Raw genomic sequence first — 23,551 nt, 5'->3', positions numbered from 1 at the left:
GGAGCCCGGCCCGCAGCCGCTCGGCCTGCGCCCGCTCACTTCTTCGTCAGCGACGACTCCTTGTGCGCGGCCTTCGCGTCGGTCTTGTCGCTCTGCACGATCCAGTAGGGCTCGTCGTCCGAGGCGTTGAACTTCTGCCCCTCGAACTGGAACTCCTTCGTCTTCTTCTCGACCAGCTCGCCGTGGGTCTCGCCCTGCGAGGTGTTCCAGCTGATCTTGTCGCCCTTCTTCACGAGGCGGCTCCTCTCTCTCGGTCGCGCCGGAGCGCGGTGGTCCCGTCGCGCGGGAGCGCGATGGTGGTGGTGACGTCGACGATCGCCGGAGCGGCGGGCGCCGACGAGAAGCCGAACCGCACGGGCGGCGAGAGCGGGCGCAGCGGGCCGAGGTCCTCCTCCGCCAGCACCGCGTGGACGCCCTCGACGCGGCGGATCGCCCGCACGCCGTAGTACTCGCGGCGTCCGTGCCCTGCCGACCCGGCCGTGCTCACTCCGCGGACGAGCAGGGAGGCGACCGGCGAGATCGCGGTCAGCCATGCCGGGTGCTCGGCGAGCGGTCGTGGAACGATCCGCAGCAGCCGGCCGAGCGGAGTGAGACCGCCGAGCTCCAGTCGCACCGCGAGCGGTCCGGCCGCGACGGACAGGCCGCCCGCGATCCTCCGCCACGACACCGGCGCGATCCGCACCTCGTCGAACGCGTACGTCGACCCGATGAAGTCCGCGACCTCGCGGGTCGGTGCGATCAGGAGGCGGTGGCCGTCGCCGTCCTCGACCATCGCGTCGGCGAACGGGCCGAAGGGGGTGTCCTCCCAGAGGCCCAGCACGATCCTCGTGCCCGAGGACGTGCCGAACCCCGCGATGCGCCCGCCGAAGCGGAGGAGCCGCGGGGTCCGGCCGGTCATCAGGAGGCCGAGCGCAGCAGCGTGAACGAGCCGTCGCGGACGATCAGCGTGGTGACCTCGCCCTCGACGACCTGCTCCGGGTCGCTCGAGGCGGCCAGCGTCCACTCGGCGCCGGGCGCCTCGGGAACGGTGAACTCGACGCCGTTCTCCGCCGCGTTCAGCAGCAGGGCGAAGCTCGCGCTGCCCTCGTGCTCGAACACGAAGGTGATCGAGCGGGCGTCGGGGTTGTCCCAGTCCTCGTCGGCGAAGCCCTGCGCGTCGGAGCGGAGGATGTCGACCGTGTCGGGGCCGCCGTCGCCGGGGGCGCGGCGGAACCACTTCGGGCGCAGCGCCGGCTCCGCGGCGCGGAGGGCGATCAGCTCGCGGGTGAAGGCGAGCAGCTCGCGGTCCGCGTTCTCCCAGTCGAACCACGAGATCTCGTCGTCCTGGCAGTAGGCGTTGTTGTTGCCGCCCTGCGTGCGGGCGATCTCGTCGCCGCCCAGGATCATCGGCACGCCGGCCGAGAGCAGCAGCGTCGCGAGGAAGTTGCGGCGCATGCGGTCGCGGCGCTCGTTGACCGCCTCGTTCTCGGTCGGGCCCTCGGCGCCGTTGTTGGAGGAGCGGTTGTCGCTCTCGCCGTCGTTGTTGTCCTCGCCGTTGGCCGCGTTGTGCTTGCGCGAGTACGCGGTGAGGTCGGCGAGGGTGAAGCCGTCGTGCGCGGTGACGAAGTTGATGCTGGAGACCGGCGAGCGGCGGTCGGCCTCGTACACGTCGGGGGAGCCGAGGACGCGCTGCGCGGTCGTGCCGAGCACCGAGTCGGCGCCGTTCCAGAAGTCGCGCACGTCGTCGCGGAACTTCCCGTTCCACTCCGACCAGTCCGCGGGGAAGCCGCCGACCTGGTAGCCGGCGGTGTCCCACGGCTCGGCGATCATCTTGACGGGCGCGAGCACCGGGTCCTGCGCGATCAGGTCGAGGAAGGCGCTGTGCACCTCGGCCTCGCCGGTCTGACGGGTGAGGGTGGTGGCGAGGTCGAAGCGGAAGCCGTCGATGTGCATCTCGGTCACCCAGTAGCGCAGGGAGTCCATGATCAGGCCGAGCGCGGCCGGGTGCGCGACGTTGAGGCTGTTGCCGGTGCCGGTGGTGTCGAAGTAGTTCGCGCGGTCCTCCTCCACCAGGCGGTAGTAGGAGCCGTTGTCGATGCCCTTGAACGAGAGGGTGGGGCCCTTGTCGTTGCCCTCGGCGGTGTGGTTGTAGACCACGTCGAGGATGACCTCGAGGCCGGCCTCGTGGAACGCCTTGACCATGGCCTTGAACTCGTCGACCTGCGAGCCGTCGTCGCCGGCGTGCGAGTACTCGTTGTGCGGCGCGAAGAAGCCGAGGGAGTTGTAGCCCCAGTAGTTGCGCAGGCCCTTCTCCTCGAGGTGCGAGTCCTGCACGAACTGGTGCACGGGGAGCAGCTCGACCGAGGTCACGCCCAGGTCGGTGAAGTGCTTGATCGCGGCGGGGTGAGCGAGGCCGCGGTAGGTGCCGCGGATGTCCTCGGGCACGTCGGGGTGCAGCTTCGTGAAGCCCTTCACGTGCACCTCGTAGACGACGGTCTCCTCGAGCGGGATGCGCGGCGCGGTGTCGCCGCTCCAGTCGAAGGAGTCGGGGTCGGTGACGACGCAGCGGGGGACCGCGTGCGCGGAGTCGGCGTCGTTGCGGGTGTCGGCGTCCTCGTAGAACTGGCCGAAGACGTCTTCGGACCAGGTGTACGAGCCCTCGATCGCGGTGGCGTGCGGGTCGAGGAGGAGCTTGGCGGCGTTGTGGCGGAGGCCGTTGGCGGGGTCCCAGGGGCCGTCGACGCGCAGCCCGTAGCGGGTGCCGATGCCCATCTCGGGGACGAGGCCGTGGAAGACGTGGCCGGTCCGCTCGGTGAGGGCGACGCGGGTCTCTGCTCCGGACTCGTCGAAGAGGCAGACCTCGACGCTGTCCGCGGTCTCGGAGTAGACGGCGACGTCGGCGCCGGCGTCGCCGCGGAGGGAGACGCCGAGGGGATACGGGAAGGAACGGGGGGATGCGGGCATGCGTCCATCCTGACCGGGCGGCTCCGGGAGCTTCGCGCCCTTGTCGCCGCGCCCGCCTCCCGCTAATCTTCCAGGCCCTCCCTTCGACACGGCGCCCTCCGCGGGCATATAGTCAGCTGGCTTACTAAATCGTCGGAGGAGAGCGTCGTGCGCAACCGCAAGTGGATCGGGCTGGTCGTCATCAGCCTCGGAGTGGCGACGATCATCGTCGACTCGACCATCGTCAACGTCGCCATCCCGTCGATCGTCGCCGATCTCGGGATCACCTCGACCCAGGTGCAGTGGGTGCAGGAGTCGTACACGCTCGTGTTCGCCGCGCTCCTGCTGGTCTTCGGCACCCTCGCCGACCGCTGGGGCCGGCGCCGCATGCTGATCGTCGGCGTCTCGCTCTTCGCGCTCTCCTCCGTCGCGGCGGCCCTCGCTCCGACCGGCGACCTGCTGATCCTCTCCAGGGTCGTGCAGGGCGTCGGAGGAGCGATGGTGCTGCCGACGACCCTCTCGCTGATCAACGCCACCTTCCGTGGGCGCGAGCGCGCCATCGCCTTCGCCGTCTGGGGCTCGACCATCGGCGGCATGACCGCGGTCGGCCCGCTGCTCGGCGGCTGGCTCACCACCGACTTCTCCTGGCGCTGGGCGTTCGGCATCAACATCCCGCTCGGCGTGATCATCGTGGTCGGAGCGCTGCTGTTCGTCGACGAGTCGCGGCAGCCCGACGGGCGGCGGGTCGACCTCGGCGGCGCCGCGCTCTCGATCATCGCCTCCGCCTCCCTGGTGTTCGCCCTGATCGAGGGGCGCACCCTCGGCTGGTGGGGCGTCGACGAGCCGCTGAGCGTCGGCGGCTGGAGCTGGCCGCTCGGCCTCTCGCCGGTCCCGATCGCGTTCGCCGTCGCGGTGCTCGCCGGGGTCGCCTTAGTCCTCTGGGCGCGGGCCCGCGAGCGCGCCGGGCGCTCGGCGATGCTTGCGATCGGGCTCTTCCGCCTCGCCTCGTTCCGCAACGGCAACCTCGCCGCGATGATCGTCTCCCTCGGCGAGTTCGGGATCATCCTGGCGCTGCCGATCTGGCTCCAGAGCGTCCTCGGCTACACGGCCGTGCAGACCGGCCTGGTGCTCCTCGCGCTCGCGCTCGGCTCCTTCGTCGCCTCGGGCTTCGCCGGCGCCTTCGGAAACAGGGTCGCGCCGGTGCTGATCGTGCGGGTGGGCCTCGCGGCCGAGATCGTCGGAGTCGCGGGCATCGGCCTGGTCGTCTCCGACTCCACCCCGTGGTGGGCCCTCGTCCCGTTCCTCGCCGTCTACGGCTTCGGCGTCGGCCTCGCGACGGCGCAGCTGACCGGGGTCGTGCTCCGGGACGTTCCCGTCGAGCTCAGCGGGCAGGGCTCGGGCACGCAGTCGACCGCACGGCAGATCGGCTCCGCCCTCGGCATCGCCGTGCTCGGGACGATCCTCTACACCTCGACCGCGGGGGTCCTCACGACCTCGCTCGAGCAGCAGGGCCTCCCCGCGGAGCAGGTGGCGACCACCGTCGACGCGGTGGTCGACTCCTCCGGTGCGGCGATCGCCGGGCTGGCCGCCTCACCGGCCACCGCCGACGCGGCCCGGGCGGCGGGCGAGGCGTTCTCGGACGGCACCCGCTACGCCGCCTTCGCGGCCGCCGGGTTCCTCGCCGTCGGCTTCCTGGCCACGCTCTCGCTCGGCCGACCGGCCGAGGAGGAGGAGACGGTGGTCAGCTCAGCGGAGCCGAGTCGTCGGCGGTGAAGACGATCTTGCCGATCGTGCGGTCGGCGCCGGTCGCTCGGCGCGACAGCACGTCGACGACGTCGCCCAGAGGATGCACGGCGCCCGGCCGGGGCCGCAGCTCACCGGAGGCGGCGAGCGAGACCGCGCGCCCGATCCGCTCCGCCGTCGCCACCACGATCATGTTGCGCACCCGTGGGCGGTCGCGGCGGACGAGGCCCGTCGCCTGCGAGACCAGCGCCGGACCGCTCGGCACCAGCGTCGCGATGCGCCCGCCCTCGGCCAGGAGGATCGCCGCGTCGTCGACCGGCAGGTGGCCGGAGACGTCGACGACCACGTCGAAGCGGCCGCCCAGCACCCCGAGGTCGAGCGCGCGGTAGTCGTGCGGCTCGGCGCCGAGCGAGCGGAGCAGGTCGGCGGAGGCGGCCGAGCCTGTGGCCGCGACCGTGCAGCCCGCCCGCACCAGCAGCTGGATCGTCGGATCGCCGATGGCTCCCGAGCCGCCGCTGACGAGGACGCGCTCGCCGGCGCGCACGTGCAGTGCGTCCACCAGGCCCACCGCGGTGCCGCCCGACATCGCGAGCGTGACGGCCTCGACGAAGCCGAGGGAGTCGGGCATCGGGACGAGCGAGCGGCTGCGGGCGATGGACGCGTCGGCGAAGGCGTCGCCGTCGCGGGTCATCCCCACCACGCGGTCGCCGATCGCGACCGAGTGCGACCCCGGGCCGAGCGCCTCGACGGTGCCGGCGATGTCGAGGCCGAACCCGTAGGGACGGGAGCGGCCGACGGCCATGATCCGCGCGGAGCCGGACAGGATCTTCTCGTCGGTCGCGTTGATGCTCGCCGCGCGCGTGCGCACCAGGACCTCGCCGCGACCCGGCATCGGCACCGGCGCCTCCCGCCACGAGAGCAGATCGGGCCCGCCGAACCTGTCGTACCCGAGTCGTCGCATGTCGCTCCCGTCGTCCGTGCCAGCCCCCCGAGCCTAGGGCGTGGCCGCTGAGCGGAGGCGTCGCGGGCGCCCGGCGGAACCCCCTCCGGTGCCCGCGGGGCCGGTGCTACCGTGGCGGCCATGAGCGCAGACGACAGTCCCGAGTTCGCAGGCTTCGAGGCCACCCCCTCCACCGATGCGGAGAAGGCCGACGACGTCCGTCCTGCTGACGCCGAGGTCGAGGAGAACACGACGGCCGACGAGAGCCGCGACCCGGACCACGGCTACGACCCGATGAGCGAGAGCGGCTCCGAGAACGCCCCCGAGGACGAGGTCGGCCCCCGCGAGGACGAGGAGGGCCTGCTGCCCCCCGGCAGCACCGCCGAGGGAGCCGGCACCGCGCTCGGCGCCGACGCCGTCGAGGGCGGCGAGCCCCTGGGCGAGAACGCGAGCGCCGGCACCCCCGGCCAGCTCGCCGACGAGCGCTGGCGCACCAACGGCATCAACCCCCTGGGTTGAGCCGTCTTCCGCGGCGGCCGGCTACCGCCGCGGTAACGACCACCGCCGGAGGCGAACCGACGAAACGCGTTCCAGCGTTTCGGCGTAGCCGGTCGCGACCCGCTCCACCTGCCCGGCCTTTCCTGGGAGCCGACCGCGCCGCGGCGGGCGGGGACCGCCGCGGGAGTGAACACCGCCGTGAGGCGAACCGTCGAAACGCGTTCCAGCGTTTCGGCGTAGCCGGACGCGACCCGCTCCACCTGCCCGGCCACTCCTGGGAGCCGACCGCGTCGCGGCGGGCGGGGACCGCCGCGCAACAAACACAGCTGGCGTTCCGGTTGCTCGGAGGAGGAGCAGGGGTGGGCGCCGTAGCGTTCCGGGAGCGCGGCACGCCGGTCGCGCGGACGGGGAGTCCCATGTCGTTGTTCCTGAACCGCACTCGTGAGGTCCGATGGACCGAGGACGAGAGGCGGGCGCTGGCCGAGGCGGTGGCGGAGGACCGGGCCGACGCCTGGCGCGGAGTGGGTGCGCTCGATCGCACCGTCGTCGTCTCGACCGAGGATCCCGGCGTCCGCGGCGGCGCGCGCTGGCCCACCGATCACCGTGCGTTCCTGCGCGTCGACTGTGGCGCCTCCGTGGTGCTCGCTACCGACGGGCTGAGCGATCCCTTCGACCGGCTCGAGCATCCCGGCACTGGTCTCGGCCTCGAGCTGTGCCTCGAGACGTCCGCCGTCCGCGGCGTCCCCACCGCCGAGCTCTGGAACCACTGGCACTTCCGCCTGCTGTACGAGGCCGCCCGACGGGCCGCCCTCCAGGGGGTGTGCTGCCGCAGCTCCCTCGACACGGCGCGGCTCGCGAACGTCGCGGCGCCGCCCGCCTGGACCGATGAGCAGGGCACCGTCGGCGTCCTCCTGGGCCTGCGCAGCCCCGGCCTGCCCGAGCGGCTCGACCTGGCGACCGGTCACGCCGACCTGGTCACCCTCACGCCGCTGCGGCCGCAGGAGCACGCCCGGGCGTCGGTCGACGCGGGCGCCCGTGCCGAGATCGCCGAGCGCCTCCGGGCCCTGTCGCACGAGGAGCTCGTGCACACGGCCCGGCCGCTCGTGGTCTGAGGAGCGTCGCGGGTCAGGAGCCCTCGGCCGGCTCCGGCACCACGGTCATCTCGCCGGTGTTGTTCGCGCTCGCGATGAACTGCTCGATCCACAGGCGGTTCAGCGACGGCCGCTTGCTGCCGTGGAACCGGAAGTGCAGCGGAGTCGTCGGGTGCACCCAGACGGAGCTGCGGCCGTAGCCGGACGACTCCGGCTCGCTCCAGGAGAGGCTGAACGACTCGTTCCGCCGCATCTTGGTGAACATCGCGACCTTGAGGTGCGCGAGGAGCCGGTCCTCGAAGTCGATCTCGAGTGATTGCGGTCCGTAGATCAGTCGTCCCATTGTCTCCGCCGTGAAGTGGTGCCGACGCGCCGGAGTCCCGGACGGCGTCGCGGGCTCCGTGAGCTCGGGAGCCGCCACGGAGAGGATACCGATCCTGCGGCCCGGAGGGGTGGCACGGGTTTCGCCTCCGCCGGCCGGGGGCGTAATCACCCTGTCAACGACGGACGCCCCGCCGACCGGATCCGGGGATCCTGGTCGACGGGGCGTCGGAAGTCGGAGATTACTCGCCGACGCCGCGGATGTTCGCGGCCTGCGGGCCCTTGCGGCCCTGCTCGACGTCGTACTCGACGTGCTGGTTCTCGACGAGCTCGCGGTAGCCCTGCTTCGCGATGGCGGAGAAGTGCGCGAACACGTCGGCGCCTCCGTCGTCGGGAGCGATGAAGCCGAAGCCCTTTTCGGAGTTGAACCACTTAACGGTGCCAGTAGGCATTTCTTTTCCTTATGTGTTAATGACGCCGACCGGGGCCTGCGTCGTCAGAGTCCGCACGAGTGTGCGGTACCCGCTCGACTCGGCCTCCGCGGGTGAAACACGCGTCTGCCGGAGTCGTCCGGGTCGTCTAGGGGCTGAGCTCGCGCCTCCGGGGGAGGGCGGCTCTGCGGGGGAGAACGTCCCGCGGACCGGGCGTGCCGGTGGAGCGGGGGTCGAACGAGGAACGGCGCGGCTTCCGCGGCGTCCTGTGAAGGGCGGTACCCGCGTGCGAGGCGGGCGTTCGAACCGGACGACCGAGGACGATGCTCTCAGTCGGTGCGGTCTCTATCAGGGGCTGAGTCTCTTCGTCGTCGTGCGACTTCTCAGCCGTGGAATTCGGGCGATCGCCCAGGAGATGTCTCGACTCTACGGGATCACTGCCCCCGAGCGCGACCGCCCGCGTCAGACGGCGCGCCGATCCGCGTGCGCGAGGCGGCCGGAACCGCTGTCCGGGCGGGTCGCGGTGTGCCACGATACGACTCGGATCGCGCCGTTCCCCGCCACAGCCTCCCCGCCACCGTCGCCCCGGAACGAGCCCGGAGCCCGTCCTCCCGAGGTCACCGTGCCCCTGCCTCCCCGGCCCGCCGACGCCGCGGTGCTGCTGCGCGAGCAGCGCGAGGTCGGCGTGCTCTGCGCCCGGCGGGCGGGCGGGGTGCTGACCGCCGCCTCCGCGCTGCACCTGCTCGCCCTGACGCCCGCGCAGCTGATCACGGTGCTGCCGAGCCTGGCGCTGCTGGTCGTCTCGGCGCTCGTGCAGCTCGCGCCCGGCCGATCGGTCGCGACCGGGACGAGGGCCGTGATCCTGGGATCCGCGCTGGACGTCGCGGCACTCGCCGCCTTCCTCTCGCCGGGCGTCGACGCCTCCCTCCGCGCCGTTCTGGGCGGGATCACGATGCTCGCCTCGATGGCTTTGCCGTGCGCGCTGCTCGCCGTCGGCTCCTGGCGGGGCATGCCGTGGGCCGCGGTCCTCGCGCTGCTCCCGGTCCTCGCCCTCGGCGCGGCGGCGACGGGCGCGTCCGGGCGCGCTCCCTTCGCCCTGATCTCGGTCGTCGTCTGCTGGGCGCTGCTCCTGACCGCCGCGCGGTGGCTCGCGGGCTGCGTCGCGCGTGCGCACGTCGGCACCGCCCGCCTCCGGACCGCCCACGACGCCGAGCGCCGCTCGAGCGAGAGCGAGTCCCGGCACCGCGCCGACGCGCGGCTGATGCACGACACGATCCTGGCGACGCTGACGCTGGTGGCGCACCGGGGGGAGGGCGTACCCGCTCCCGTGCTGCGCGACCGGGCCGCCGCCGACCTGGCCCTCCTGCGCGGTCTGGAGACGGTGGAGGAGCCGGACCCGGACGGGGCGGCCGGGGTGCCGGAGGCGCTCCTCGCGCTCGGTCGGCGGTCGGCGGCGGTGGGCGTGGAGGTGCGCTGGCACGGCGGTGCGCAGCCGCGGATCCGACCGGAGGTGCTCGACGCCGTGGTGCGCGCGACCGGGGAGTGCCTCGAGAACGTGCGGCGCCACTCCGGAGCGGCCCTGGCCCACGTGAGCGTGGCGGAGGAGGCGGGCTCGCTCCGCGTCGTCGTCTCGGACGAGGGGCGCGGTTTCGACCCGGCCGCGGTGGCGGCCGGACGCCTCGGCCTCGCGGAGTCGGTCGTCGGCCGGATCGAGACGGTGGGCGGCGAGGTCCGGGTCTTCTCGGCGCCCGGGTCCGGCGCGACCGTGCTGCTGAGCGTGCCGCTGTGAGCGGGTCGCGGCAGGAGGAGGGGACGCTCCTGGAGCTGGTCCGGGCGGCGGACAGGAGCCCGGGCGCGCTGTGGAGCATCCGCGAGCGCCTCACCCGGCCGAACCGCCTGAGCGGGAGCTACCTCGGGCTGGGCTTCCTCACGATGGCGGTGCTGCTCGACATCCGCGGAGTGATCTCGTACCTCTGGTCCCTCGACGCGCGGTCCGCGACCTGGCTGAGCGGACTCTCCTGGCTGCTGGTCGTCGCCGCGAGCGCGGTGGGGGTCTCGATCGCCCTCCGCCGCCACGGCGAGCTGCCCCGCCGGGCCTTCGCGGGCGTCCTCGCTGTGGACGTGGCCGCGCTGCTGCTCGAGTTCGCCGACCACGCCCTGCCCACTCCGGCACCGATGTACTACCCGTCGGTCTGCGTGGGAGTGGGCGCGGGCGTGATCGCGCTGATCACCTTCCAGCCGCTCTCGCGCTCGTTCCTCGCCCTCGTGGTCCTGGTCGCGCTCGCGGCGCTCGGCCTCGTCGGCCAGGCGCTCCTCGGCGACGGAGGCGCCGCCCTCGCGGTGAGCAACGTCCTCCTCGCCGTCGCGCCCGCGGCCGTGTGCGTCGTCGTGCTCACCTCGCTCGACCAGTACGTGCGGCGCACGCTCGACCGCAGCCTGGCCGACGGCACCGTCCACGCCGCGGACGACGAGTTCTCGCAGGTGGACGCCCGCATCGAGGAGCTCCTCGAACGGGTCCGGACGCCGGTGCCGCTGGACGAGGAGCTGGGCGAGCGGGCGCGGGTGCTCGGAGACGAGCTCCGCGAGGCGCTCGCCCGCAGCCACGACCGCACCTGGCTGAGGATCGCGGTGGAGGAGTCGGCGCTGCTGTCCTCCGCTGTCGCGATCGACGATCCGAGCGGGGCCGCGGCGCTGCTGGCCCCGCTCGACCGCTCGCGGCTGCTCTCGGTGCTCTGGCTGCTCACCGCCCCCGCGGGGAGGACCCCGCTCGCCGTCCGCCTGGAGCCGGGCCAGGGCGGCGGGGTGGAGCTCGCCCTGGTCGCCGCGGGCATCCGCACCCGCGACCTCGACCGCTCGGTCTGGGGCATCCTCAGCGAGCTCGGCGAGCACCGCACGACGACCGACCACGGCGCGACGAGGATCCTCGTCGCCCACCGGCCCCGGAGGAGGACGACGACATGAGCGACGAGCCCGCGATCACGCTGGCCATCCTCGACGACCACCCGATCCTGCTGGCGGCGCTGGCGGAGTGGATCCGCCGCTCGGGCAGGGACATCCGCGTGGCGGCGACGGCCGGCACCTGGACGGACCTGCTCGCGCACCCGGCCTTCCCGACCGACGTGGTGCTGCTCGACATCGACCTCGGCGACGAGCTCGACCTCGCCATGAAGATCCGGATCATCGCGGCCGCCGGCGCCGCCACGATCATCATCAGCACGCACTCCGAGCCGGGGACGATCAGCCGGGCGCTCGAGGCCGGGGCGCACGGCTACGTGGTCAAGAGCGAGCGGACCGAGACGATCCTCGCGGCGATCCGAGCGGCGGCGCGCGACGAGCGCTTCCTGACGGCGCAGACGCGGGAGCTGCTCGGGGCCGACCGCCCGGGCACCCTGACGCACCGCGAGCGGGAGATCGTCCGCCTCTTCGTCGACGGGATGCCGCTGAAGCAGGTCGCCACGCTCCTCGGCATCACCCAGGACGCCGCACGGAGCTCGCTGCGCAGCGCCCGGGGCAAGTACCGGGCGGAGGGGCTGGCCGTCGGCACGAAGATCTCGCTCCGCCGGCAGGCGCTGCGCGACGGGATCGTCGAGCGCTAGGCGCGCGCTCGACGATCCCGGGGGCCTAGACCGTCTCGGCGCGCTTCTGCCGCGCGGGCTCGGCGGGGTCGGAGGGTCCGTTCCAGATCGAGACGATGCCCCAGACGACGGCCGCGATCGGCACGGCCAGCACGGCGCCGACGATGCCGGCGAGGACGGTGCCCACGGTCAGGGCGATCAGGACGATCAGCGGGTGCAGCTTCAGCGAGCGCGCCATCACGACCGGCTGGAGGAAGTTGCCCTCGAGCTGGTTGACCCCGATGACGACCAGGATCACGATCAGCGCGGCGACCGGGCCGTTGGCCACCAGCGCGACGAGAGCGGCGAGGATGCCGGCGGCCGTGGCTCCGACGATCGGGATGAACGCGGTGAGGAAGACGATGACGGCCAGCGGGATCGCCAGCGGCACCTGGATGATCGCCAGCGCGACTCCGATGCCGATCGCGTCGACCGCCGCGACGGTCGCCGTTCCGCGGACGTAGCCGCCCAGCACGTCGACCGTCTTGTGCCCGACGCGCTTGGCGCGCTCGTAGCCCGAGCCGGTGAAGGGGCGCAGGAGGAACTCCCAGATCTTCGGGCCGTCCTTCATGAAGAAGAAGAGCACCACGATCATCAGCACGAGGCCGGTGATGAAGTTCGCCGCTGCGGAGACGCCCGCGAGCGCGCCGTTGCCGAACGAGCTGGAGGTGAGGAAGTCGACGACCGACTGGCGGGCGGACTCGATCTGCTCGTCGGTGATCTGGAACGGCAGGTGCTGCACGTAGTCCTGCAGCGAGGTGATGCCGTCGGAGGCGCTGCTGACCAGCTCGTCCCACTGGTTGCGGACCGCGACCGTGATCAGCCAGCCGACCGCGCCGAGGACCGCGAGCAGCCCGATCAGCGCCAGCCAGGTCGCGAGGATCGACGGCACGCCCTTGCGCCGCATCCACGCCAGCACCGGGTGGATCGCCGCGGCGAGGATGAGCGCGATCATCACGGGGATGAGCACCAGCGTGAGCTGCGTCATCGCGAAGACGAGCACCGAGGCCAGCAGGAGGACGATGACCACCTGGAGGCAGCGGGTGGCGAACCGGCCGAGGCCGTCGCTCCAGACCCGCCGCTGCGGATCGGGTGCGCTCGGCTGCGGCGCGGCGGCGCTGGTCGAGGAGTCGTTGCGGTCGAAGAAGCCCATGGAGGGACGGTATCGGCTCGGGCCGACCTGCCGTCCCTCCTTGACACCCCGGCCGCGCCGCGGCGATCCGGGGGTCAGAGACCGGCGGGCTTCTCCGGCGTGCGCAGCCAGGTGTCGAAGAAGTCCGCCAGGTCGGAGCCGGAGACGTTCTCGGCCAGGGCCTGGAAGTCGGCGGTCGTCGCGTTCGAGTAGCGGTTCTCGGAGGCCCAGCGCTTCAGCAGCACGCCGAACGCGTCCGCGCCGATCCGGTCGCGGAGGGCGACGAGGGTCAGGCCGCCGCGGTCGTAGACGGGCGCGTCGAAGAGGCCCGCGGCTCCGGGGTCGGCGACGGCGGTCGACCAGAACGGGTCGTCGGCAGGAGCGGCGGCGACCCGGGCGGCGGACTCGGTGACGCTCGCGCCGCCGGTGTGCTCCTCCCAGAGCCACTCGGCGTAGGTCGCGAAGCCCTCGTTCAGCCAGATGTCGGACCAGGTCTCCGGAGTGACGCTGTCGCCGTACCACTGGTGCGCGGTCTCGTGCGCGACCGTCGACTCGTCCGCGCCGCCGGAGTAGAACGAGCGGCCCTGGGTCTCGAGGGCGTAGCCGATCCGCTCGTCGTCGACCACGGCTCCGGCCGAGCGGAACGGGTACGGGCCGAAGACGGAGGAGAAGTAGTCGATGATCGCGCCCTGCTTCGCGAGGGCCGTCTCGGTGCGGGCGCGGGTGTCGCCGGTGATGTCCCGGTCGATCGCGTCGATGGTCGTCACGCCGCCCTGGGTGGAGCGGACCAGGTCGTAGTCGCCGATGTTCACCATGGCGAGGTAGCTCGCCATGGGGCTGGTCTCGACCCAGCGCGAGGTCGTCCACCCCTTCGACGTGGTGGGGGAGCCGACCGGCAGGCCGTTCGCGACGACCGTCCGGCCCTCCGGGACGGTGATGCTGAAGGTGTAGCGCGCCTTGTCGGCGGGCGAGTCGTTGACGGGGTACCAGGTCGAGGCGCCGTCCGGCTCGCTGGCGACCAGGGCGCCGTCGTCCGTCGACCACCAGCCGAAGGGGGCCCCGGTGCCGTCGACGGGGTTCCCGGTGGTCCCGGCGTAGTCGATGCTCACCAGCGCGGGCAGGCCCTTCCGGAGGGTCCGGGCGGGCGTGACGGTCAGCTCGTCCCCCGACTGCGAGAACCGGGCGCCCCCGGCGTTGACGGTGACCTTCGAGACGGTGAGGCCGGTCAGGTCGAAGGAGAGCGAGCGCAGGTCCTTCTGGGGCGCGAGGGTGACCACGGCCCTGCCGCCGAGGGCCCGGGTCGCCGGATCGTACTTCAGGACGAGGCTGTAGGTGAGGGCGTCGAAGCCGCTGCTGCCGAGGCCGGGGAAGTACGGATCGCCGGCGCTGGTGCCCCCGTCGACGGCGCCCGCGCGGGCGGCGGGGGAGGCGATGGCGGCGGGTGCGAGGAGGAGGGAGGAGGCCACGAGCGCGCTGAGCGCGGCTGACGCACGGAATGTCATGTCCGCACGCTAGCGGGCGGGCGTTTCGTGCGCGTGTCGGCACCGTGCCGAGGAGAAGCCCCGTCGATCGACGGACGGGCGATCACGTTCCGGCCGGGGCGAGTCAGCTGCGGAATCCGTCGCGGTCACGGAGCATCGCACGGTGGAATTACCCATTCGAGCCGCCGGAGCCCCGCGGATCGTTGCGGCGGCGACGGATTCCGCACTACAGTCGCCGTGTTCATGCAGGTGCATGGGGTGCGGTACCCGAAGCCGCACTGCACCGTCCTGCTCGGAGCAGACGCCTCCGCCGGGAGGGATGACGATCCTCTCTCCCGGCGGGAGGCGGACCGGGCGGATCCGCCCGGCCGCCGCCGGCGCTACGCCGGGACGCGCACCGTCAGCCCGCCGGGCTCGATCCAGGTGCGGAACGCCGAGGTCGAGCCGAACGGATCGCCGTCGAGCTCGATCTCCTGCGCGTGCTCGAGGCGGACCGTGAGGTCGCGGCCCTTCACGTACCGCAGGGCCGACACCTCCTTGGTCAGCCCCATCAGCTTCTTGCCGACGACGCCGCTGCGGCGGAGCACGCCGTTCTCCCACACCACCTTGAAGATGATCTGCACCCAGCCGAAGAAGCCCTCGGGGCGCAGCAGGACGATGTCGAACTCGCCGTCGTCGACGGCCGCGTCCGGCAGCAGGAGGATGTTCGCCGGCAGGGCGCCGCAGTTGCCCACGATGATCGTGTGCGCGCGCACCTTGCGGGTCTTCGAGCCGTCGAGGCGGTAGCGGAACTCGAGCTGGTTCTTGTCGAGCAGGGCCTTCCGCAGCGCGTCCACGTAGGCGAGCCAGCCGGCCCGCTTCTTGAGGTCGTCGTCGGTGTTGGCGAGCATCTTCGCGTCGATCCCGAGGCCCGCCATCACGACGTAGGCGTGGCGGTCGCGGCCCGTGGAGGTCTCGATGTCGATCATCCCGACGTCGATCGCCCGGTCCTGTCCGGAGAACGCGACGGTCAGGGAGTTGTCGATGTCGTCGAGCGTGAGGTTCAGGTTGCGGGCGAGCAGGTTGCCGGTGCCGGAGGGCAGCAGCGCGAGCGAGGCGTCGGAGCCGCGGAGGGCCTCCGCCACGACGCGGACCGTCCCGTCGCCGCCGGCCGCGATCACGACGTCGGCGCCCGCGGCGAGGGCCTCCTTCGTCTGACCGGCCCCGGGGTCCTCGACGGAGGTCTCGTACCAGAGCGTCTCCTCCCAGCCGGCGGCCTCCTCGGCGCGCTTCACAGCGGCCTTCACCGACTCCAGGTCGACCTTGACGGGGTTGTAGACGAGCGCGGCACGGCGGCGCTCAGGCATCGTCGCGGCTCTCGTCGAGCTCGTCGCCGTTCTCGTCGACACGGCCCGGTCGCACGGCGGCGTCCTCGCGGATGTCGATGCGGGTGTCGCCGGCCTCGGTGGTCGAGACCTCGATGCGGGGGGCCGCGTCGGCCTCCGTCGCCTTCGGGGCGCTGGTCAGCTGGTCGTGGCGGTCGTCCGCGCTCTGGTCGGTCATGCCTGGACGGTAGCAGCGGGCGATCCGCGCACGCGCGGGCTTGCGTCAGCGGCTGCGTGCCGCCTGAAGACCCCAGAGCACGAGCGGGATCTGGAGCGGGAGGCGCAGCAGCGTGATCACCCGGGTCCGAGGCCGACGGGCGTCCCGCGCCATCTGCACGTTGCCGGGGAGGACGGCGGCCATCAGGGCGGCGGAGGCGAGACCGCCGGCCGCGCGGGTCCGCGGGTGCAGCGTCGCGGCCGCGCAGACCAGCTCCGCCGCTCCCGAGACGAGGACCCATCCGCGCGCCGAGCCGGGCATCCCTCGCGGGACCACCGCGTCGAAGGTCCGCGGGTGCACCAGGTGCACGACTCCCGAGACCGCCATCGCCGACACGAGCACGAGCGGGCCCGCGCCCAGGCGGCTCATCGGCCCTCCGCCCCGCGCTCGAGCGGAGCGACGTGGTCGAGGATCCGGCGCCACTCGCGCACCAGCGCCAGCCGGCCGGCCCCGTCGACCGTCACGGTGCGCGCCCGCGCGAGGCGGCCGCGGTACCAGCGGCCGTCCTCGGCGCTCGCCACCGGGTCCGCGTCGCCGTGGACCAGGAGCGTCTCGGCGGTCACCCGGTCGAGGTCGTCGGCCCAGGAGCCGTCGCGGAGCGCCGCGAGGTCGGTCGCGGCGCCGCTCGAGCCCTGCCGCCAGCCCTCGGCGAGCATCCGCTCCAGCCGGTTGCGCAGTCCGCCGTGGGTGGCGAGCACCGGGTCGTCGGAGTCGATCCCGAGCGCGTCCAGGCCCGGCTGCGTCTGCGGGAGGGCGGCGGCGATCGCGTCGGCGTCCTCTCCGCGGAGGGTCTCGCGCCGCTCCCACGCGCTGGTGGGGTGCACGATCACGCCGGCCTGCGGGGGCGCGGGGGTGCCGACCAGCGCGAGGCGGTCCACGAGGTCGGGGTGCCGGGCCGCGAGCGAGAGCGCGAACGCGCCGCCGGAGCCCCAGCCGACCACGCCGACGCTGCCGAAGCGGGCGCCCTCGACCATGCGGGCGGTGCGCTCGGAGCGGCGCAGGTACTCGGCGAGGTCGTCCGCGCGGTCCTCGACGCGGCCGTGAGCGGCGTCGACCGGGTCCGAGGCGCCGTAGCCGGGGCGGTCGAGGATCAGCAGGTGCAGGCCCCAGGGGCCGGTGACAGTGGGGTCGGGGTCGAAGCCGCCCGCTCCGGGAGTGGGGTGGCAGAACACCACCAGCCGGTCGGCGACGGGGTCGCCCGCCGCCGAGACGCCCATCCCGCGGCCGGACCGCAGCTCGAAACGGTGGTTCGCCATGTCGCCTCCCGGGTGCGCCGAGGGTCGGCGCGTCGCCCCCAGTCAAGCGGAGACGGCGGCCCGCGCGCTGGGCCTTGTGCCGGAGCGGGAGCAGTCGGACGCGTCCGGAGCGGGCGTGCTCGATGCGGGTGGTGCGACCGTCGTCAACCCCGGTGACGCGCCCTCCGCCGTCCGGTGGACTGGACGGTCCCTCGAGGAAGGACCACCCGTGATCCGCACAGCACTGCCCGCGACCGTCGACGACGTGGAGCTCGACCCGGTCGGCGACGACGGCTGGCGGGTCCGCGCCCGCACCGAGGACCCGCGGGAGCCGGAGGCCGTGCTCGGCTTCATCACGCCGGTCGACGGCGGCTTCGAGGCGCACCGCCTCGGGCTGCCGCAGGAGGACGTGACCTGCCCGTCGCTCGAGGACGCGCTCTCGAAGTACGTCGCCGAGGAGCCGCTGCCCGCGTGGATCCGCACCGCCCGGACGGAACCGCGCACCGGCTTCCTCGGCGAGCGGGAGGTCGTGGTCGGCACCCCCGAGGCCGAGGGGGCGGGCCTCCTGGTCGTGCACGTCGACGGCGAGCTCGCCGGGCACGTCGTCGCGACCACCCCGATCGCCTTCGTCGCCGAGCGCGGCGACCTCCCGCCCCTCGTCGTCGAGTCGATGGACGGGCTCCTCGCGCTCGTCTCGGGACTGCGCCGGTAACCCCTGACCCCCGCGGAGGTCGACCCCCGTGGCAGGCGGTCGGCCGCCGCCTAGCGTGCTGGGAGCGGGTCGGCACCGCCGCCGCCCCGCACCACGGACGACGAAGGGAATCACCATGACCGACTTCACCGACCGCACCGCGATCATCACCGGCGGCGCCGGAGGCATCGGCCTCGCGACCGCCCGCGCGCTCCTGGACGCCGGAGCCCGCGTCGTGCTGGTCGACATCGACCAGTCGGCGCTCGACGAGGCGGCCGCGGGCCTCGAGGCGGAGGGGCGCGTCCTCACCGTCCGCGCCGACGTCTCCGACCCCGACGACGTCGACCGCTACGTGAGCGCGACCGTCGACGCCTTCGGCGGGATCGACGTCTTCTTCAACAACGCCGGCATCGAGGGGAGGGTGGCGTCGATCGTCGACACGGCCCCCGAGGACTTCGACCGCGTCATCGGCATCAACCTGCGCGGTGCCTTCCTCGGGCTCCGCTCCGTGCTGCCGCGGATGATCGAGCAGGGGCGGGGCAGCGTGATCAACACCTCCTCCGTCGCCGGGCTCGACGGCGCCCCGGGCCTCAGCCCCTACGTCGCCTCGAAGCACGGGGTCGCCGGGCTCACCAAGAGCGCGGCCCTCGAGGTCGCGGGCACCGGCGTCCGGGTCAACTCGATCCACCCGTCGCCCGTGAACACGCGGATGATGCGCTCGATCGAGGCGGGCGGCGGCGACGCTGAGAAGCAGCGTGCCGCCTACGAGGCCGGGATCCCGCTCGGACGCTACGCCGAGGCCTCGGACATCGCCGCGCTGGTGCTCTTCCTCGCCTCGGACGAGAGCTCGTTCATCACGGGCGCCCAGTACCGGATCGACGGCGGGATGGGCGCCGGGCAGTAGCGGCGCGGGCCGGGCCGCGGGCGGGAGCCGTCGTCGCCGACGCACCGTCCGTTCACCCGATGTCCACGTGACGCCGCGGAGGAGGGGAGCGAGGATGGGGGCGTGTCCCGTCGCCTCCTCCTCCCCGTCGCCGGCGTCCTCGCCGCGGCCCTCGCCGCCGGCGGGCTGACGCTCCTCGTCTGGACGATCGACGAGACGCCGTTCGCACGGCCCGACGCCGGCTTCGACCGTCTGACGAGCGAGGTCGCCGCGGTGCCCGGAGTCTCCCTCGACGGCGCCGAGCGCTGGGTCGAGGCGCCGGCGTTCGGCCCGCCGACCTCCTGGGTCGGGGTCGCGGTCGAGGAGCCGGCGCTCGCCGACGCCCTCGCGACGGCCTGCGCGACCGAGTACGCGGATCCGGTGCTGTGGTCGTTCCGGGCGACGTCCGCAGGCGGGAACACCCTCTCCTTTGCGGGCGCGGAGGAGCCGACCGCCGCGTGCCCCGCTCCCGCTGTCGACGCGTCGGCCCTGCTCGACCGGATCGACGGCCTCGGCCGCGGCCTGGAGCTGCACGCGTCGCTCCGCGAGGGGGCCTTCGCCCTCGACTCCTTCGAGGACGTCTCCGGCGGGCTGCCCGCGCTGCTCCCGATCGTCCGGGCGGCGGAGGACCTGCGGGACGCTGCGGGCGCGGAGCGGGGCGCCCCGGTCGAGATCTCCGGTCCCTGGGCCGCGATCACCGTCGGTCCCGGCGAGCAGGAGCGGACCGCCGCGCTGCTCACGACCCTCGTCGAGGAGCACGGCGTCACCGCCTACTGGGCGACCGAGGACGGCCTGCGGATCGTCGCGCCCGACGGCGGGCACGCCGCGATCGAGGCCGCCGTGCGCGACTCCGGGCTGCCGGTGGCCGACCGGTCCCTGCGCTTCGAGGCCGACGAGTCCTGACGCCGGGCGGCCGTGAACGGGTGCGGCCTGGCTCAGACCTCGGTGGCGGGTGCTCGACGGGCTCCCCGGCTCACGACGGGAGGCACCTCCAAGACGGGGACTTCACGCTTCATGAACCGGTCGAAGTCCGGAACAGTGAACGCGGCGTACCCGTGCTCGGGAGTGAACAGGAGCCACATCCCGATCAGCTCCGCGCGGACCGATCCGAGCTGAGTGGACGCGCGCTCCAGAAGCGCCGCGACGTCGCCCGCTTTCTGGGGCTCTGGTCCGAGCTCCGCCATGGCTCGCATGTACGCGGTCTGAAGTGGACTCGCCCGATCGAGTCGCACGCGGAAGAAGGAGCTGTCCAGCTTCGCCTCCTAGGCCTCCCTCGCCAATTCGACGTCCTCCCGGTGAATGCGATCGTTCTCAGCCACCGTCCAGACCTGGTAGCCCCGTTCCTGGATGAAAGGGGGGTATCCGCTCGTGATCTCGACTGCGAGCTCAACAGCGTCGTCGTCGTAGGCCGCGCCCTCGGCCGCTGCCGGCTCTCGGAGAGCCGCTACCGCTTCGTCGTGATCGAGCGAGTCGATCCGCGGAAAGGTGAAGAGCCGCTCGGCGTACGATCTCGCATCGCCGACCAGCTCGGCGATCTGCGGAGGACCGGCACCGACGAACGTGACGGGGAGGCTCCGCTGCACGGTCTTGTGGATGGCTTGGATGAGCGCTTAGAGCTGCGGTGAGTCGAGGAACTGGACCTCGTCGATGAGCACGACGATCCCCTCGCCCTGCTCGGCCGCCGCTTCACCCACGGCGACGAGGACGTCCGTCAGGTCCAGTCCGAGATCCCGATGATCGGCCACCCCTTCTGCCGGCGGTACACCCCATCCGATGGACCACACGCCGTCCGCTCCGACAGACACCGCGAAGGCGCTCAAGACCGCGGCGGCGTGCCTCCCGCGGTCGGTCCATCTCGCGCCGGGGGACAGGCGGAGGAGTGCCGCCTTGAGCTGGGATGCCAGCACCTGGCGGAACCGGCCCTCGTCGTGCTTGACCGCCTCGAACTCGATCACTTCCCCGTTCTCCTCCTGGGCGATTGTCCGGAAGCTGTTGAGAAGGACCGTCTTTCCAACGCCCCGCAGACCCGTGATGGTCATCGACTGGTTCGTGCGGCCCCGTCGCAGGCGCGTCAGCAGGGTGCGGAACGCCTGGGTCTGCTCGTCTCTGCCGATGAGGATCTCCGGTCGCGCTCCCGCGTTCGGCGTGTAGGGATTGTCGACGGCATCCATACGGGCCGGTTCAGGAGTCTTACTGTGCTTTATCCAGATCGAGTGAAGCGCAGTAAAGCCATCGAACGGCGCCCGTCACGCGCGCCAGGCCGCCAGCTCCTCCGCAGCCGCCAGGACGCGGTGGGTCGGCGAGAGGTCGAGGACGCACGCGCCTGAGCGCCTGCGAGGCCCGGATCCCGCCTCCTGGACCCGCGACCCAGGGAACGCTGGCAGGATGTACGGGACGGTCGGTGCGCGAGAGCGCGCCGCACGGACGGCACCGCCCGCTGAGAGCGGCCCCGCCCGGCCCCGTCCCGCACACCTCCACCCGCTCCCGACAGCGCTCACAGCGCCGGAGCGACACATCACCGCGGCCCGACCGGGCGCGCGGTCGGACCCTGCGCCGCGCGCCCGCGTCCAGCCACTCCCTCCCGGAAGAACCGCATGAGAAACGCCAGAACCGCCAAGCCCGCCCGCCACCACCTCGAGCTCCCCAAGCCCAAGCCCCTCGAGAAGGGCGCCATGCGGATCACCCCGCTCGGCGGCCTCGGCGAGATCGGCCGCAACATGACCGTCTTCGAGCACAAGGGCAAGCTGCTCATCGTCGACTGCGGCGTCCTCTTCCCCGAGGAGAACCAGCCCGGCATCGACGTGATCCTCCCCGACTTCGCCGCGATCCGCTCGCGCCTGAAGGACATCGAGGCCATCGTCCTCACCCACGGCCACGAGGACCACATCGGCGGCGTGCCGTACCTCCTCAAGGAGCGCGGCGACATCCCGATCATCGCCTCGACCTTCACCCTCGCGCTGATCAGCGCGAAGCTGCAGGAGCACCGCATCACGCCGCGCACGCGCCCGGTGAAGGAGGGCGACCGGATCGACGCCGGCGTCTTCGACCTCGAGTTCCTCGCCGTGAACCACTCCATCCCGGACGGGCTCGCCGTCGCGATCCGCACCGAGGCCGGCCTCGTGCTGCACACGGGCGACTTCAAGATGGACCAGTTCCCACTCGACGGGCGCACCACCGACCTCCCCGGCTTCGCGCGCCTCGGCGACGAGGGAGTCGACCTGTTCCTGGTCGACTCCACGAACGCCGACGTCCCCGGCTTCGCGATCTCGGAGGGCGACCTCGCCCCCGCGATCGACCAGGTGTTCCGCACCGCGCCGCGCCGCATCGTCGTGTCCAGCTTCGCGAGCCACGTGCACCGCATCCAGCAGGTCCTCGACGCCGCGCAGCGCCACGGCCGCAAGGTCGCCTTCGTCGGCCGCTCGATGGTCCGCAACATGGGCATCGCCGCCGACCTGGGCTACCTCAAGATCCCGGCCGGCCTCGTCGTCGACATGAAGGTGCTCGAGAAGCTCCCCGCGACCGAGATCGTGATGATCTGCACCGGTTCGCAGGGCGAGCCGATGGCGGCGCTCTCGCGCATGGCCAACAAGGACCACATCATCGACATCGGCCCCGGCGACACCGTGCTGCTGGCAAGCTCGCTGATCCCCGGCAACGAGAACGCGATCTACCGGATCATCAACGCCTTCACCCGCTGGGGCGCCACCGTCGTGCACAAGGGCAACGCCAAGGTGCACGTCTCGGGTCACGCCAGCGCGGGCGAGCTCGCCTACTGCTACAACATCCTCCGCCCCACCGCGGTGCTCCCCGTGCACGGCGAGTGGCGCCACCTCACCGCGAACGCGGCGATCGCGACCCGCACCGGGATCGACGAGAAGGACGTCTTCGTCATCGAGGACGGCGTCTCGATCGACCTGGTGAAGGGCCGCTCGCGCATCAGCGGGCGCATCCCGGCCGACCAGATCCTGGTTGACGGCACCACGATGGGCGTCGCCACCGAGGACGCGATGAACGACCGCATCGTCCTCGCCGAGGAGGGGGCCATCACGGTCCTCGCCATCGCCGACCTCGACCGCGGCACGCTCGGCGAGCCGGTCGAGTTCTTCACCCGCGGCTTCGTCGAGGAGCCGGGCTGGAAGGCCAATGCGAGCAAGGCGATCGACGACGCCGTCCTGCAGGCCGCGGGCAAGCCGGTTGAGCTCGAGGCCATGGAGGCGCTGATCACGCGCACCCTCGGCCGCTGGCTGACCCGCCGCCACCGCCGGAACCCGGTCATCACCACCATCGTCGTCGAGGAGTAGGCGCCTTCCACGCCGGCCTCCGCCTCCGCTACCCCCTGCCCCGCGAGGCGCGGGCGGAGCAGAGTGGGAGGGTCGGCAGGTCGCCGACGCGAAGGGAGAGCGCCATGAGCACCGACCGCACCACGGGTGAGGACACCGAGAAGACCGAGGACCTCCCCGACGGCACCGGGACGGACACCTCCTCCGGTGGCGGCGACACCGACACCGTCTCCGGCGGCGAGCCGGACGAGCCCGCCGAGTAGGGCCGTGAACGACGAAGGGCGGGACCGCGAGGTCCCGCCCTTCGTCGTTCCGCCGATCAGATCAGCGGGCCGTCGCTCTCGCTCGAGCGGCGGGTGACCTGCTCGCCGCTGGCCGGGTCGACGGCCGAGCGCGTGGTCGAGACGGCCTGGCGGCGGCGCGTCAGCAGGACCAGCCCGAGGATCAGGCCGACCGCTCCGGCCGCCATGAGGATGTAGCCGACCAGCCTCAGGTCGATCCCGGACACCTGCACGTCCACCGCGAAGGCGAGGACCGCGCCGACGACGAGGAGGAAGATCCCTGCTCCGATGCTCATTGCGTGCTCCTTCTGACTGCCGCCGGAGCGCACGCGGGAAGCGCGCAGGGGCACCGGCGATCGCCCCACGGTAGACCCCGGGTCCGGCGGCC

General features: G+C 72.9%; 26 protein-coding genes. 11 read left to right on the top strand and 15 right to left on the bottom strand.

What is annotated here, in order from left to right:
* Positions 1-35: 35 nt before the first annotated feature.
* The 3 genes from C5C35_RS06490 to glgX are packed head-to-tail and all read right to left on the bottom strand — an operon-like array spanning position 36 to position 2,943.
* On the bottom strand, positions 36-233 hold the full coding sequence (locus C5C35_RS06490) for a DUF2945 domain-containing protein (protein ID WP_056866275.1): 198 nt from the start codon (positions 231-233) through the stop codon (positions 36-38).
* Positions 230-898: a hypothetical protein gene (locus C5C35_RS06485; RefSeq protein WP_104262783.1), complete on the bottom strand. Its 669-nt coding sequence runs from the start codon at positions 896-898 to the stop codon at positions 230-232. Before C5C35_RS06485 ends, C5C35_RS06490 begins: the two co-directional genes overlap by 4 nt.
* A complete protein-coding gene (gene glgX / locus C5C35_RS06480) occupies positions 898-2,943 on the bottom strand; it encodes a glycogen debranching protein GlgX (protein WP_104246955.1) in 2,046 nt (681 codons plus the stop codon). Before glgX ends, C5C35_RS06485 begins: the two co-directional genes overlap by 1 nt.
* Positions 2,944-3,090: 147 nt before the next feature.
* Here glgX and C5C35_RS06475 point away from each other — a divergent pair, with 147 nt between their 5' ends.
* Positions 3,091-4,695 (top strand): DHA2 family efflux MFS transporter permease subunit, encoded by a 1,605-nt coding sequence (locus C5C35_RS06475; protein ID WP_104262782.1) that lies wholly within the window; start codon positions 3,091-3,093, stop codon positions 4,693-4,695.
* Here the strand turns inward: C5C35_RS06475 and C5C35_RS06470 are convergent.
* The gene (locus C5C35_RS06470) at positions 4,664-5,626 is read right to left on the bottom strand and encodes an NADP-dependent oxidoreductase (RefSeq protein WP_104226099.1); all 963 of its coding nucleotides are present in this window, start codon (positions 5,624-5,626) and stop codon (positions 4,664-4,666) included. The two genes, C5C35_RS06475 and C5C35_RS06470, sit on opposite strands and share 32 nt — an antisense overlap.
* A 120-nt stretch (positions 5,627-5,746) precedes the next feature.
* On the opposite strand from C5C35_RS06470, the gene C5C35_RS06465 reads away from it, so the two are divergent.
* Together C5C35_RS06465 and C5C35_RS06460 are read left to right on the top strand one after the other, a co-directional pair.
* Complete coding sequence (locus C5C35_RS06465) at positions 5,747-6,124, top strand: hypothetical protein (RefSeq protein ID WP_104314845.1); 378 nt, start codon at positions 5,747-5,749, stop codon at positions 6,122-6,124.
* A gap of 395 nt (positions 6,125-6,519) precedes the next feature.
* The gene (locus C5C35_RS06460) at positions 6,520-7,215 is read left to right on the top strand and encodes a hypothetical protein (RefSeq protein WP_104262781.1); all 696 of its coding nucleotides are present in this window, start codon (positions 6,520-6,522) and stop codon (positions 7,213-7,215) included.
* A 13-nt stretch (positions 7,216-7,228) separates the two neighbouring features.
* Here C5C35_RS06460 and C5C35_RS06455 read toward each other — a convergent pair whose 3' ends face one another.
* Positions 7,229-7,537: a hypothetical protein gene (locus tag C5C35_RS06455; RefSeq protein ID WP_104226101.1), complete on the bottom strand. Its 309-nt coding sequence runs from the start codon at positions 7,535-7,537 to the stop codon at positions 7,229-7,231.
* Between the two features lie 220 nt (positions 7,538-7,757).
* On the bottom strand, positions 7,758-7,967 hold the full coding sequence (locus C5C35_RS06450) for a cold-shock protein (RefSeq protein WP_055786246.1): 210 nt from the start codon (positions 7,965-7,967) through the stop codon (positions 7,758-7,760).
* Positions 7,968-8,568: 601 nt separating this feature from the next.
* Between C5C35_RS06450 and C5C35_RS06445 the strand changes: the two genes are divergently transcribed.
* The 3 genes from C5C35_RS06445 to C5C35_RS06435 are packed head-to-tail and all read left to right on the top strand — an operon-like array spanning position 8,569 to position 11,542.
* Positions 8,569-9,735 (top strand): sensor histidine kinase, encoded by a 1,167-nt coding sequence (locus tag C5C35_RS06445; protein ID WP_104262780.1) that lies wholly within the window; start codon positions 8,569-8,571, stop codon positions 9,733-9,735.
* Entirely contained in the window at positions 9,732-10,907 is a 1,176-nt protein-coding gene (locus C5C35_RS06440; RefSeq protein WP_104262779.1) for a hypothetical protein, read from the top strand. The genes C5C35_RS06445 and C5C35_RS06440 overlap by 4 nt, the downstream gene beginning before the upstream one ends.
* Positions 10,904-11,542: a response regulator gene (locus C5C35_RS06435; RefSeq protein WP_104262778.1), complete on the top strand. Its 639-nt coding sequence runs from the start codon at positions 10,904-10,906 to the stop codon at positions 11,540-11,542. Before C5C35_RS06440 ends, C5C35_RS06435 begins: the two co-directional genes overlap by 4 nt.
* Before the next feature lie 25 nt (positions 11,543-11,567).
* Here the strand turns inward: C5C35_RS06435 and C5C35_RS06430 are convergent, their stop codons facing one another.
* From C5C35_RS06430 to C5C35_RS06405, 6 genes are all read right to left on the bottom strand, one after another.
* On the bottom strand, positions 11,568-12,713 hold the full coding sequence (locus C5C35_RS06430; RefSeq protein ID WP_104233055.1) for an AI-2E family transporter: 1,146 nt from the start codon (positions 12,711-12,713) through the stop codon (positions 11,568-11,570).
* Between the two features lie 74 nt (positions 12,714-12,787).
* Positions 12,788-14,194: a M1 family metallopeptidase gene (locus C5C35_RS06425; protein WP_104262777.1), complete on the bottom strand. Its 1,407-nt coding sequence runs from the start codon at positions 14,192-14,194 to the stop codon at positions 12,788-12,790.
* A gap of 359 nt (positions 14,195-14,553) precedes the next feature.
* Complete coding sequence (locus C5C35_RS06420; protein ID WP_104222931.1) at positions 14,554-15,519, bottom strand: diacylglycerol kinase family protein; 966 nt, start codon at positions 15,517-15,519, stop codon at positions 14,554-14,556.
* On the bottom strand, positions 15,512-15,715 hold the full coding sequence (locus C5C35_RS06415; protein ID WP_104222930.1) for a multidrug transporter: 204 nt from the start codon (positions 15,713-15,715) through the stop codon (positions 15,512-15,514). Before C5C35_RS06415 ends, C5C35_RS06420 begins: the two co-directional genes overlap by 8 nt.
* Before the next feature lie 45 nt (positions 15,716-15,760).
* Positions 15,761-16,123, bottom strand: a complete 363-nt coding sequence (locus C5C35_RS06410) for a hypothetical protein (protein ID WP_104222929.1) — start codon at positions 16,121-16,123, stop codon at positions 15,761-15,763.
* Entirely contained in the window at positions 16,120-17,010 is an 891-nt protein-coding gene (locus tag C5C35_RS06405) for an alpha/beta fold hydrolase (protein ID WP_104246947.1), read from the bottom strand. The genes C5C35_RS06410 and C5C35_RS06405 overlap by 4 nt, the downstream gene beginning before the upstream one ends.
* 208 nt (positions 17,011-17,218) lie before the next feature.
* Here C5C35_RS06405 and C5C35_RS06400 point away from each other — a divergent pair, with 208 nt between their 5' ends.
* The 3 genes from C5C35_RS06400 to C5C35_RS06390 all read left to right on the top strand — a co-directional run bounded on the left by C5C35_RS06400 (position 17,219) and on the right by C5C35_RS06390 (position 19,505).
* The gene (locus C5C35_RS06400) at positions 17,219-17,701 is read left to right on the top strand and encodes a hypothetical protein (RefSeq protein WP_104262776.1); all 483 of its coding nucleotides are present in this window, start codon (positions 17,219-17,221) and stop codon (positions 17,699-17,701) included.
* A gap of 115 nt (positions 17,702-17,816) precedes the next feature.
* The gene (locus tag C5C35_RS06395) at positions 17,817-18,584 is read left to right on the top strand and encodes an SDR family NAD(P)-dependent oxidoreductase (protein WP_104226110.1); all 768 of its coding nucleotides are present in this window, start codon (positions 17,817-17,819) and stop codon (positions 18,582-18,584) included.
* A gap of 102 nt (positions 18,585-18,686) precedes the next feature.
* On the top strand, positions 18,687-19,505 hold the full coding sequence (locus C5C35_RS06390) for a hypothetical protein (protein ID WP_104262775.1): 819 nt from the start codon (positions 18,687-18,689) through the stop codon (positions 19,503-19,505).
* A gap of 359 nt (positions 19,506-19,864) precedes the next feature.
* Here C5C35_RS06390 and C5C35_RS17215 read toward each other — a convergent pair whose 3' ends face one another.
* Both C5C35_RS17215 and C5C35_RS17210 read right to left on the bottom strand, forming a co-directional pair.
* The gene (locus tag C5C35_RS17215) at positions 19,865-20,185 is read right to left on the bottom strand and encodes a hypothetical protein (protein WP_258066316.1); all 321 of its coding nucleotides are present in this window, start codon (positions 20,183-20,185) and stop codon (positions 19,865-19,867) included.
* Between the two features lie 27 nt (positions 20,186-20,212).
* Positions 20,213-20,773 carry an ATP-binding protein gene (locus C5C35_RS17210; RefSeq protein WP_258066317.1) on the bottom strand — a complete coding sequence of 187 codons (561 nt, stop codon included), beginning with the start codon at positions 20,771-20,773 and terminating at the stop codon, positions 20,213-20,215.
* Positions 20,774-21,196: 423 nt separating this feature from the next.
* Between C5C35_RS17210 and C5C35_RS06380 the strand changes: the two genes are divergently transcribed.
* A complete protein-coding gene (locus C5C35_RS06380; RefSeq protein WP_104222925.1) occupies positions 21,197-22,903 on the top strand; it encodes a ribonuclease J in 1,707 nt (568 codons plus the stop codon).
* Between the two features lie 104 nt (positions 22,904-23,007).
* Positions 23,008-23,145 carry a hypothetical protein gene (locus tag C5C35_RS16940; RefSeq protein WP_159940924.1) on the top strand — a complete coding sequence of 46 codons (138 nt, stop codon included), beginning with the start codon at positions 23,008-23,010 and terminating at the stop codon, positions 23,143-23,145.
* 56 nt (positions 23,146-23,201) lie between these two features.
* On the opposite strand, the gene C5C35_RS06375 is transcribed toward C5C35_RS16940, so the two are convergent.
* Entirely contained in the window at positions 23,202-23,459 is a 258-nt protein-coding gene (locus C5C35_RS06375; RefSeq protein ID WP_104262774.1) for a DUF6458 family protein, read from the bottom strand.
* Between the last annotated feature and the right edge of the window lie 92 nt (positions 23,460-23,551).

Source organism: Rathayibacter sp. AY1F8 (assembly GCF_002932165.1).
In the GTDB taxonomy this organism is placed as follows: domain Bacteria; phylum Actinomycetota; class Actinomycetes; order Actinomycetales; family Microbacteriaceae; genus Rathayibacter.
This window is presented reverse-complemented; position numbering and strand designations above follow the sequence as displayed.

Coding starts and splice junctions, on each gene's coding strand:
- C5C35_RS06485 (WP_104262783.1), bottom strand. CDS start 898: ATGACCGGCCGGACCCCGCGGCTCCTCCGCTTCGGCGGGCGCATCGCG.
- glgX (WP_104246955.1), bottom strand. CDS start 2,943: ATGCCCGCATCCCCCCGTTCCTTCCCGTATCCCCTCGGCGTCTCCCTC.
- C5C35_RS06470 (WP_104226099.1), bottom strand. CDS start 5,626: ATGCGACGACTCGGGTACGACAGGTTCGGCGGGCCCGATCTGCTCTCG.
- C5C35_RS06465 (WP_104314845.1), top strand. CDS start 5,747: ATGAGCGCAGACGACAGTCCCGAGTTCGCAGGCTTCGAGGCCACCCCC.
- C5C35_RS06460 (WP_104262781.1), top strand. CDS start 6,520: ATGTCGTTGTTCCTGAACCGCACTCGTGAGGTCCGATGGACCGAGGAC.
- C5C35_RS06455 (WP_104226101.1), bottom strand. CDS start 7,537: ATGGGACGACTGATCTACGGACCGCAATCACTCGAGATCGACTTCGAG.
- C5C35_RS06450 (WP_055786246.1), bottom strand. CDS start 7,967: ATGCCTACTGGCACCGTTAAGTGGTTCAACTCCGAAAAGGGCTTCGGC.
- C5C35_RS06435 (WP_104262778.1), top strand. CDS start 10,904: ATGAGCGACGAGCCCGCGATCACGCTGGCCATCCTCGACGACCACCCG.
- C5C35_RS06430 (WP_104233055.1), bottom strand. CDS start 12,713: ATGGGCTTCTTCGACCGCAACGACTCCTCGACCAGCGCCGCCGCGCCG.
- C5C35_RS06425 (WP_104262777.1), bottom strand. CDS start 14,194: ATGACATTCCGTGCGTCAGCCGCGCTCAGCGCGCTCGTGGCCTCCTCC.
- C5C35_RS06420 (WP_104222931.1), bottom strand. CDS start 15,519: ATGCCTGAGCGCCGCCGTGCCGCGCTCGTCTACAACCCCGTCAAGGTC.
- C5C35_RS06415 (WP_104222930.1), bottom strand. CDS start 15,715: ATGACCGACCAGAGCGCGGACGACCGCCACGACCAGCTGACCAGCGCC.
- C5C35_RS06410 (WP_104222929.1), bottom strand. CDS start 16,123: ATGAGCCGCCTGGGCGCGGGCCCGCTCGTGCTCGTGTCGGCGATGGCG.
- C5C35_RS06405 (WP_104246947.1), bottom strand. CDS start 17,010: ATGGCGAACCACCGTTTCGAGCTGCGGTCCGGCCGCGGGATGGGCGTC.
- C5C35_RS06395 (WP_104226110.1), top strand. CDS start 17,817: ATGACCGACTTCACCGACCGCACCGCGATCATCACCGGCGGCGCCGGA.
- C5C35_RS17210 (WP_258066317.1), bottom strand. CDS start 20,773: ATGGATGCCGTCGACAATCCCTACACGCCGAACGCGGGAGCGCGACCG.
- C5C35_RS06380 (WP_104222925.1), top strand. CDS start 21,197: ATGAGAAACGCCAGAACCGCCAAGCCCGCCCGCCACCACCTCGAGCTC.
- C5C35_RS16940 (WP_159940924.1), top strand. CDS start 23,008: ATGAGCACCGACCGCACCACGGGTGAGGACACCGAGAAGACCGAGGAC.
- C5C35_RS06375 (WP_104262774.1), bottom strand. CDS start 23,459: ATGAGCATCGGAGCAGGGATCTTCCTCCTCGTCGTCGGCGCGGTCCTC.